2 protein-coding genes are annotated in these 2,392 nt (G+C 69.6%); both read right to left on the reverse strand.

All coding sequences use genetic code 11. The features are described 5' to 3' along the window. Positions 1 to 62: 62 nt before the first annotated feature. Positions 63 to 902, reverse strand: coding sequence for an IS21-like element helper ATPase IstB (istB, locus tag G6038_RS30555; RefSeq protein WP_165042639.1), 840 nt, complete (start codon positions 900 to 902; stop codon positions 63 to 65). Further along, positions 899 to 2,254, reverse strand: coding sequence for a DDE-type integrase/transposase/recombinase (locus G6038_RS30560; protein WP_165042641.1), 1,356 nt, complete (start codon positions 2,252 to 2,254; stop codon positions 899 to 901). Before G6038_RS30560 ends, istB begins: the two co-directional genes overlap by 4 nt. Positions 2,255 to 2,392 lie beyond the last annotated feature (138 nt).

The raw sequence follows: 2,392 nt of genomic DNA on the forward strand, positions 1-2,392 counted from the left end.
TGATGAGGCTCATCGAAAGTGCTCAACTGTGCCCGGTGGAAGTGCCCACCCGTGAGCAGGGTTCACTGTAGCGGTTGCCGGGTGCCGGTGGTGGCCTGCCGGAGCTTTTCGGCTCGGGCGTGGTGATCGCGCAGACGGTAGGAATCGCCGTCCAGATTCAGGACGACGGAGCGGTGCAGAAGCCGGTCGAGCATCGCGGCGGCGACGGTGGTGTCGCCGAGGACCTCACCCCATTCGCCGACACCGCGGTTGGTGGTGATGACGATCGAGGTCTTCAGATACCGTTGCGCCACAACCTGAAACAACGCGGATGCGGCCTCGCCGGGCAACGGGAGGTAGCCGAGTTCGTCGATCACCAGCAGGGTCGGTCCGGCGTAGAACCGCATCGTCGTCGCCCACCGGCCCTCGATCGCGGCGCGGTGGCAGCGGGCTGCGAGGTCGGCGGCGGTGGTGAAGTAGGTGCGGTAGCCGGCGTGCGCGGCGGCCCGGGCGAGCCCGACCGACAGGTGGGTCTTGCCGACTCCGGGTGGGCCGATGAGCAGGACGTTCGTCGCGGTTTCGAGGAACCGGCAGGTGCCCAGCTCGGCGATCAGCGCCCGGTCGAGTCCGGGCGCGGCGTCGAAGTCGAAGTCCTCGAGCGAGGCCGGGGTGGGCAGGCACGCGAACCGCAGCCGTCCGGCCAGGCGCCTGGCTTCGGTGGCGTCGACCTCGATCGAGAGCAGCTGTTCGAGGGTGGCGGTCATCGACAGGCCCTGTTTCTGCGCCCGGTCGAGGACCGACGGCAGGGCTTCGGCGGCGTCGTGCAGCTTGAGCGTCGCCAGGTGTCCGCGCAGGCGCTGGTAGAGGCTCGTGGCCTGCGGGGTGGTGGCGATGGTGGTGTCGGAGGCGGGCGTGGTGGTCATGCGAGGGTGTTCCTTCCACGGGCAGCGCGCTCGTAGGCGGCCAGGTCGGTGACCGTCGACCGCGGTGCGGTCGACGGTGAGTGATGGTCGGTGCTGTTGTCGCGCAATGCTTCTGCCGCAGCGAGGGCGTCGGGTCCGGGCGGGATACGTTCCTTGCGGCGGTGCGGCCGGCCACCGGCCGCGGCACCGGCCATCGCGGCTTGTTCGAGGGCGTGGACGTGGCCGTGATCGCGGACCACGACCCCGGCTCCGTCCGGAGCCAGGCGGTGCCGGGCGACGGTGATCTGCGAGGCGGTGACGATGTCGATCACCTCGCTGCCGAGTCTGCGGGTGATGCTCACCTGCGCGGCGGCCAACTCCGGGGGCACCGAGTAGCGGTTGCCGCGGTAGGGCACCAATGCCTGCCGCGAGACGGTCCGCGGCTCGCGCAGCACCACCGGATACGGGCTCGCCGGCACCGGCGTCAACGGTTCGCGGGCGGCGACGGTCAGCACCGAGGCCTTACCGTCGGCGGTGGCGCGCATCCGGGAATCGGCCCGCAGACTGCAGAACCTGTCCACGCTCGCCTGGGCCTGCTCGACCGTGGCGTCATCGGGAAGAGTTCGCCACCACCGTTGCGCCGCAGTGTGATTGGCCTTCTCGACCACCCCTTTGCGGTTCCCGGACCGCGGTGGGCAGATCGCGACCGCCACGCCGTAGTGCTTGGCGACGCCGGCGAACGTGGCGGTGACCTTCCCGCTGTCGGGGTGACAGACCGTCGCCATCCGATCGAACCGCCAGGTGCGGGTCAGGCCGCCGAGCTTGCGGCAGACGCGGTCGAGGCCGTCGATCAGGTGCGGCTGGGTCATCGCCGGGGCGAGCACCCCGCGCCAGCGGCCCGAATGCGCCAACGAGCCGACCAGCAGATACGCGGTCTTGCCCCAGCCCCAGGAGGTGGGTGGGTCCGGCAGCTCGACCCAGTCCCACTGGGTTTCCTCACCCGGCGGATGCTCGATCACCGCGTTCGGGCGCTCCGTTGCGCCCGCGCAGGAGTGACAGACGGGCCTCAGGTTGCGGGTGCGGATCTGGCGGGTCAGCGTCTGATACGACGCCGCGTAGCCGAGGTCCTCGAGTTCGTCGCACAAGGTCCGCGCCCACAGGTGCGGATCCTCGCGCAGCCGGGCCGTGACGTAGTCGACGAACGGCTCGAACGGGTCCTCACCGGACCGTTTGCGCACGCCCGGCGTGGTGACGCCATTGATGTAGTTGCGGACCGTCCGGCGGTTCCTGCCGGTGTGCCGGGCGATCGCCGAGATCGTCCAGCCTCGCTTGTGCAGTGCGTGTATCTCCACATCGTCCTCCCATGTCAACATGAGAAAGCGGGTCTCCTTCGAGGTGCTGGTGCGTGGTCAGAGACCACCAGCATCGAAGGAGACCCGCCCTCATCGGCGGAGCCACACGGGTGAGCACTTACGGTGAGCAGGACTGAGCATTTTCAATGAGCGCCATCA

The organism is Rhodococcus sp. 14C212, assembly GCF_011058195.1.
GTDB lineage: Bacteria > Actinomycetota > Actinomycetes > Mycobacteriales > Mycobacteriaceae > Rhodococcus > Rhodococcus aetherivorans.

Bases quoted from the DNA above. Each gene is read 5' to 3' on its own strand.
- istB (WP_165042639.1), bottom strand. From the start codon at position 902: ATGACCACCACGCCCGCCTCCGACACCACCATCGCCACCACCCCGCAG.
- G6038_RS30560 (WP_165042641.1), bottom strand. From the start codon at position 2,254: ATGTTGACATGGGAGGACGATGTGGAGATACACGCACTGCACAAGCGA.